The following is a 6,544-nucleotide window of genomic DNA, read 5'->3' on the forward strand; positions in this document are numbered from 1 at the left end:
GCGCCTAGATTGCGGCCTTTTCCGGATGCCACGCGGGGGMGATTTATATGATGACAGGCCCTAGAGCCGCGGGAACTTTTTCTCCCCGGGGCTTGCCTCCACGGCAGCCCGGCATCTGGGCCAATTCGCCTACAGCCAGATACGCCCAAGGACGGCTGCCCAATTGGCCTGCGCTGCATACGCTAAGGGCAACCCCTTACTTTCAGCTCAGGAGAAACCCATGGGATTGACCCGATGGTTAGGCGAGGCCGCCATGAAACCCTTTGCCCGTGCACTGCCCGTCATGGGCGATACCGAGCGGGCAGCGCTGGAGGCGGGCACGGTCGGGTTCGAAGGCCAGCTGTTCTCGGGAACGCCCCATTTTGATGCCCTGCTGGCCGCTGGACCCAATGTACTGAGCGCCAAAGAGCAGGCTTTCCTGGACAACGAGGTCACGGCATTGTGCGCACTGCTGGACGATTTCGCCATCGACCAGGCTGGCGACCTGCCGGCCGAAGTCTGGGCTTTCATGCGCGGCAGGCGCTTCTTCGGAATGATCATTCCCGAGGAGTGGGGCGGCCTCGGCTTCAGCCACTACGCCCATGCCACGGTAGTGACGCGTATCGCCACACTCAATATTTCTGCGGCAGTCACCGTCATGGTGCCCAATTCGCTGGGTCCGGCCGAACTGTTGCTGCGCTATGGCACAGCGGCGCAAAAAGAGCACTACCTGCCACGCCTGGCCGATGGCCGCGACCTGCCCTGCTTCGGACTGACCTCGCCTTATGCGGGCTCCGATGCCGCATCCATCCCTGACCGCGGCGTTGTCACCGCGCGCGAGATCGACGGCGTCATGGTGCGCGGCTTCAGTGTGGATTTCTCCAAGCGCTACATCACCCTGGCGCCGGTGGCTACCGTAGTCGGCCTGGCCTTCAACGCGGTGGACGAAACCCTGCCCGAAGGACAGCGCAACCTGGGCATCACCTGCGCGCTGATTCCCGTGCCGCAACCGGGCATGCAGATCGGCAGGCGGCACCGGCYGATGGACGCCGCCTTCATGAATGGTCCCATCGAAGGCCGTGAAGTCTTCATCCCCATGGACTGGATCATCGGTGGCGAGCAGCAGGTCGGCCAGGGCTGGCGCATGCTGATGGAATGCCTGGCGGCGGGGCGCGCGATCTCCCTGCCGGCGTTGGGCTCGGCCATGCAGCAAACCGCGCTTTTCGTCGCCAACGGTTACGGCCAGGTGCGGGAGCAGTTCGGCCTGCCCATCGGCCGCTTCGACGCGATTGCCGGCGTGATTGCGGAAATGGCCTGTGAGCTCTATGCGACGGACGCCGCACGCCGCTACACCGCCGCCGTACTCGACAAGGGCGAGCAGCCCAGCGTGGCCAGCGCCATCCTGAAAGTGCACCTGACCGAAGCCGGCCGGCGCGCCGTCAACCGCGGCATGGACATCCTGGGCGGCAAGGGGATCATCCAGGGGCCATCCAATCTGTTGTCGGTGGCTTACCGCGGCGCGCCTATTGCCATCACCGTGGAAGGCGCCAACATCCTGACCCGCTCGCTGATCATTTTTGGACAAGGCGCGGTGCGCTGCCACCCCTACGTGATGAAGGAAATGCAAGCCGTGCAAGGCAACGATGCGCAGGCGCTGGGGGAAGCGCTGATCGGCCATGGCGGACACGTGCTGCGTAACTTCTGGCACAGCATAGCCGGTGCACCCTTGCAAGGCTCGCCCCCCGCGGGCCTGGAAAAAGAAGCCCGACTCATCGCCCGCTTGAGCAGCCAGTACGCATTGACCTGCGACCTGGCCATGGGCTTGCTGGGCGGCAAGCTCAAGCGCATGGAGCTGCTGTCGGCCCGGCTGGGCGATGTGCTGGCCCACCTCTACATGGCCAGCGCCTGCCTTTGGCGTTATGCCGTCGACAAGGATACGAATATGCTGCCGGTCGCACAGGCAGCCATTCGCGTACGGCTCGATGAAGCCGGCAACACGCTGGAGGCCCTCTATGCCAACTTTCCTTCGCCGCTAAGGCGTGTAGTGGGTGCGCTGGTGCTGAACCGCAGCACACGCCTGGCACCGCTTCGGGATGTTCAGTTGCTGGAGCTGGCCAAACTTCTGCGAACCCACCCCGTCGTGGTGAAACGCTTGTGCCCTGACTTGGCAACGCCTACCAGCGGCGGGCTGCGCGACCTGATGGATGCGCTCGATCTGGCAACGCAGCTCGGCGAAGAAACCGTGGCGCTGAACAAGGCCGTGCGCAGCAATCAGTCCATGGAGCACGCCGCGAAAGCCTCAAGCCGCCCGGACCTGGCGTTGGCTTATTTACGCGCCGCCGACAAGGTGATCCAGGTCGACGACTTTGCGCCTTAGAACCTGTTCTTAAGCCGCGGCCCGGGTAAACAATCCCTTGTACTGCTCACGCAGCAAATTCTTCTGTACCTTGCCCATGGTGTTGCGCGGCAATTCACTGACCACAAAGCAGTGCTTGGGAATCTTGAAGTTGGCCAGCTTCGATTTCAATTCGCCCACAATCCCGCTGCCCTCGAGCACGACGCCCGGCTTGGCGATAACGACGGCCACGCCGACCTCGCCGAAATCCGGGTGCGGCACACCGACCAGCGCGCTTTCGGCCACGCCAGGCATGTCGTTGATGTAGCCTTCGATTTCGGCGGGATAGACGTTGTAGCCGCCGCTGATGATGAGGTCCTTGCTGCGGCCCACGATGACGATGTAGCCGCGCTCGTCGATCTTGCCCACGTCGCCGGTCTTGAAGTAGCCGTCTGCGGTGAACTCTTCTTTTGTCTTCTCCGGCATGCGCCAATAGCCCTTGAAAATATTCGGGCCCTTGACCTGGATGCCGCCGATCTCGCCGGCCGGCAATGACTCGCCGCCTTCGTCCTGCACACGCAGGCTGACACCCGGCAGCGCAAAGCCCACCGTACCGCCGCGCCGCTCGGCGCCTTGGTAGGGGTTGGACGTGAGCATCACGGTTTCCGACATGCCGTAGCGTTCCAGAATGGTGTGGCCGGTGCGCTCTTTCCACTCGTTGAAGGTCTCGATCAGCAAAGGCGCCGACCCCGCCACAAAGAGCCGCATGTTGCGGCAAGCCTCGCGCGTCAGGCCCGGCTCGGCCAGCAGGCGCACATACAGCGTGGGCACTCCCATGAACACCGTGGCTTGGGGCAGCTTTTTCACCACCAGCTTGGGGTCGAATTTGGCCAGCCAGATCATCTTGCTGCCGTTGATGAGCGCACCGTGAATGGCAACAAAGAGTCCGTGCACATGAAAAATCGGCAGGGCATGGATCAGCACATCGCCACGGCCTTCGGGCCCTCCGGTAGCCGTCCAGCCCCAGGCATCTTTAAGCACCAGCGCATTGCTCAGCATGTTGCCGTGGGAAAGCATGGCGCCCTTGCTGCGGCCGGTGGTACCGCTGGTGTAGAGGATGGCGGCCAGGTCGTCCGCCCGCCGTGCCACCACTTCATGCCGGTCGCTGCAATGCGTTGCACGGTCCAGCAGCGAGCCTGTGCGGTCATCGTCCAGTGTGAACACGTTCTGCGTGCCGGCCTTGAAGGCGATCTTGCTGACCCAGCCAAAATTCTTGCTGCTGCAGACCATCACCGACGGCTCCGCGTTGCCGATGAAGTATTCGATCTCGGCGCTTTGGTAGGYAGTGTTGAGCGGCAAAAACACATAGCCGGCGCGCAGCGTCGCCAGGTAAAGCATCATGGCCTCCACCGACTTCTCGACCTGCACCGCCACCCTGGCCCCTTCAGGCAACCCCAGCGAAGCCAGCAGGTTGGCCATCATCGCAGTGCCGCGTTCGAGGTCGCGCCACGAATAGCAAAGGCCGTTGTCGGTTTCGACGGCAACTTCATTGAGCGAAGAAGGAAACGCGGCTCGAAGCGCTGCAAACAGGTTATGGTTTTTCATGGGTCAGGCTGGCTATGGTTGGAATTTCGGCCGCTCGGCGATCAAACCGGGGCAGGCGTTTTTCAGTGAAAGCGGCAATACCTTCCCGGTGCTCGGCAGAAGGTGCATAACGGTAGGCTGTTGCTATCAAATCAGTAGCTGGTTGCGCTGATCCAGTGGGCGCCAGAGCCCTGAATGCCTGTTTATTCAGGCGCGCGGCGCCACGCGCAAGGGCGCAGGTGCGATCCACGCAAGCCATGACCAGGGCCCCGACGTCCTGGCCTGGAGCAACCTGGTTGAGAAAGCCGCGCTGCTTCATCTCGGCGGCCCCCAGAACGGCAGCCGAAAGCAGCATCTCCCGAGCGGTCAGCTCCCCGGCGGCACGCATCACCAGTGCAGCCTCGCGCGGCGCCATCGGGAACCCGAGCTTCGCGATGGGCGCACCAAACTTTGCCGTATCGCCGGCAATGCGGATATCGCAGCAGCTGGCGATCTCAACGCCGGCGCCTATACAGTTGCCTTCGATCTGCGCGATGATGGGGACGTCGCAGTCCAGCATGGCCTGCAAGCCGCCCCATACATCGTCTTCATGAAACGCGCGCAGACCCGCTTCTTCAAAGCGAAAGCCGGCGTATTCGGAGATGTCGCCGCCCGCGCAAAATTGCCCGCACTCTCCCCGCACCAGCACGCAACACAACGCTGCGCTTTGCTGGATGCGCTCAAACGCCGCGCGCAACTCGCGCCACATGGCGCGAGACATGGCATTGAGCTTGCCGGGATGGGACAGCGTCACAAAGGCAACGGGGCCCTTCACTTCCAGTAAAACGACACCGGTCATCAAGGGATCAGTCGAGTTTGGCGCCAGAGGCTTTCACCACGGCCGACCAGCGTTTGACCTCGCCGCTCACGAACGCGCCGAATTGCTGCGGCGTGAGGTTGCCGAAGTCCGCGCCGTTGTTGGCCCAGATGGCTTTGAGCTCGTCGGTGGTGGCGGCTTTGCGCAGGTCTTCCACGATGCGCGCCTGCACGTCTGCCGGCGTACCCTTGGGCGCCCACATGCCGTACCAGGTGGTCACGGTGTAGTTGGGCAAGCCCAGTTCGCCGGCGCAGGGCACATCCGGGAAAGCCGGGTTGCGTTTGGTGCCGGACACCATGAGCGCCTTGATCCGGCCGCCCTTGATATGGTTGGCGGAAGAGCCCAGGCCGTCAAACATCATGTCGACATTGCCGGAAATCAAATCCTGCAGGGCCGGGCCCGCGCCGCGGTAGGGAATGTGGGTGATGAAGGTCTTGGTCTGCTGCTTGAACAACTCGCCGGCCAGGTGGTGCGAAGTGCCCGCGCCGGCCGAACCGTAGTTGTACTTGCCCGGCGCCTTGCGCACAGCTTCAAGGTAGGCCTTGAAGTCGGGGAACGGCAAGTTGCGGGGGTTGACCACCAGCACCTGCGGCACGTTGGCCATCAGGGCCAGTGGCACAAAATCTTTCTCGATGTCGTAGTCCAGCTTGGGATACATCGAGGGCGCGATGGTGTGGTGCACTGCGCCCATGAAGAGCGTATAGCCGTCGGGCTGGGCCCTGGCAGCGATACTGGCCCCCAGCGTGCCGCCGGCGCCGCCGCGGTTGTCGATGATGAGCTGCTTGCCGGTCAGCTTCGCGAACTGGGCGGACAGCGGGCGGGCGAATGCGTCGGTGCCGCCACCGGCTGGAAACGGCACGATCATCGTCACTGGCTTGGTGGGCCAGGCTGACTGCGCATGCAGCAGGGGTGATGCGGTTGCAGCACTGGCCGCAGCGATGCGCAGGACGTCGCGCCGGTTAAATGAAATCATGGTTTGTCTCCTTTGATGGGTTTTACTACGGGATGATATTCGGTAAAAATCGCCTTCAGCGCAGCACCGCACTGGCTTCGGCAGCCTTGATTAAGCGCACCGCGTCTTCGGCCAGCAGGAAGCCCTGGGCCTGGGCTTTGTCGGTGGCCTTGCGTACGGCGGCCACATAGCCCTCGTGCGAACCGTAGCGCTCCTGCAGCGACAGGCGCGGGTCACCGTTGGCACCGCGCTCTTGCGCCGTTCGGGCAAAGGGCACCATGCCGCCCACGTAATTGCAGATCTGCCCCTGGTGGAACGGCCGGGCACCGCCCGCCGTGATGTTCCAGCCCAGGTAAGTGCCCAGCGGCGCTTCGAGCAGCACCACCGGCACGCCGCCCAGCTCATTGCCATCGGCGTCCACCCGCGGCGCCAGCATGGGCAGCACCCGGCGGATGGGCGGCGGCGCATTGGATGCCACGCCCGAGCCATCGGCAGGATTGAAGGCGGGGCCCCAGTCATAGTCGAGCACCGGCATGATGAAGTCCGGCTCGGGCACGGTGGGGCGCAACTGCGGCAGCGTGGGAAAGCCGATGCCTTCCTTGGTAGCCAGCGCCAGCGTGCCGCGCGGCTCGCCCGCACGCGGCGCCAGGGTGGGCCAGCGGCTGGGCGGTGGCTCGGTGCCGCGCATCACCCAGTTACGAAAGTGCACGCGCAGCGCGTTCACGGTTTCGGTATGCGGCACCGGGTTGGCAGGCAATACACCCGTGCCGAAATTATTGCCCGGACAACTGGCGCCTGCCGTTGGAAGGCCCACGCCCGGCAGGCTGTTGTCAAAGCC

The 6,544-nt window shown here is 63.7% G+C and carries 5 protein-coding genes; 1 reads left to right on the top strand and 4 read right to left on the bottom strand.

What is annotated here, in order from left to right; all coding sequences use genetic code 11:
• The first annotated feature begins 220 nt into the window (after positions 1 to 220).
• Positions 221 to 2,356, top strand: a complete 2,136-nt coding sequence (locus AC1D1P_RS10995; RefSeq protein ID WP_477672991.1) for an acyl-CoA dehydrogenase — start codon at positions 221 to 223, stop codon at positions 2,354 to 2,356.
• A gap of 9 nt (positions 2,357 to 2,365) precedes the next feature.
• Here the strand turns inward: AC1D1P_RS10995 and AC1D1P_RS11000 are convergent, their stop codons facing one another.
• The 4 genes from AC1D1P_RS11000 to AC1D1P_RS11015 all read right to left on the bottom strand — a co-directional run.
• Positions 2,366 to 3,919, bottom strand: coding sequence for a malonate--CoA ligase (locus tag AC1D1P_RS11000; protein ID WP_477672992.1), 1,554 nt, complete (start codon positions 3,917 to 3,919; stop codon positions 2,366 to 2,368).
• Positions 3,906 to 4,736, bottom strand: a complete 831-nt coding sequence (locus tag AC1D1P_RS11005; protein WP_477672993.1) for an enoyl-CoA hydratase/isomerase family protein — start codon at positions 4,734 to 4,736, stop codon at positions 3,906 to 3,908. The genes AC1D1P_RS11000 and AC1D1P_RS11005 overlap by 14 nt, the downstream gene beginning before the upstream one ends.
• 7 nt (positions 4,737 to 4,743) lie before the next feature.
• The gene (locus tag AC1D1P_RS11010; RefSeq protein ID WP_477669059.1) at positions 4,744 to 5,727 is read right to left on the bottom strand and encodes a Bug family tripartite tricarboxylate transporter substrate binding protein; all 984 of its coding nucleotides are present in this window, start codon (positions 5,725 to 5,727) and stop codon (positions 4,744 to 4,746) included.
• Between the two features lie 55 nt (positions 5,728 to 5,782).
• Positions 5,783 to 6,544, bottom strand: a 762-nt coding sequence (locus AC1D1P_RS11015; protein WP_477672994.1) for an alpha/beta hydrolase domain-containing protein, incomplete at its 5' end; no start/stop codon positions are given.

It is taken from the genome of Polaromonas sp. P1_E1_2 (assembly GCF_056406035.1).

Excerpts from the sequence above, each read along its gene's own strand:
- AC1D1P_RS11005 (WP_477672993.1), bottom strand. The coding sequence starts at position 4,736 with ATGACCGGTGTCGTTTTACTGGAAGTGAAGGGCCCCGTTGCCTTTGTG.
- AC1D1P_RS11010 (WP_477669059.1), bottom strand. The coding sequence starts at position 5,727 with ATGATTTCATTTAACCGGCGCGACGTCCTGCGCATCGCTGCGGCCAGT.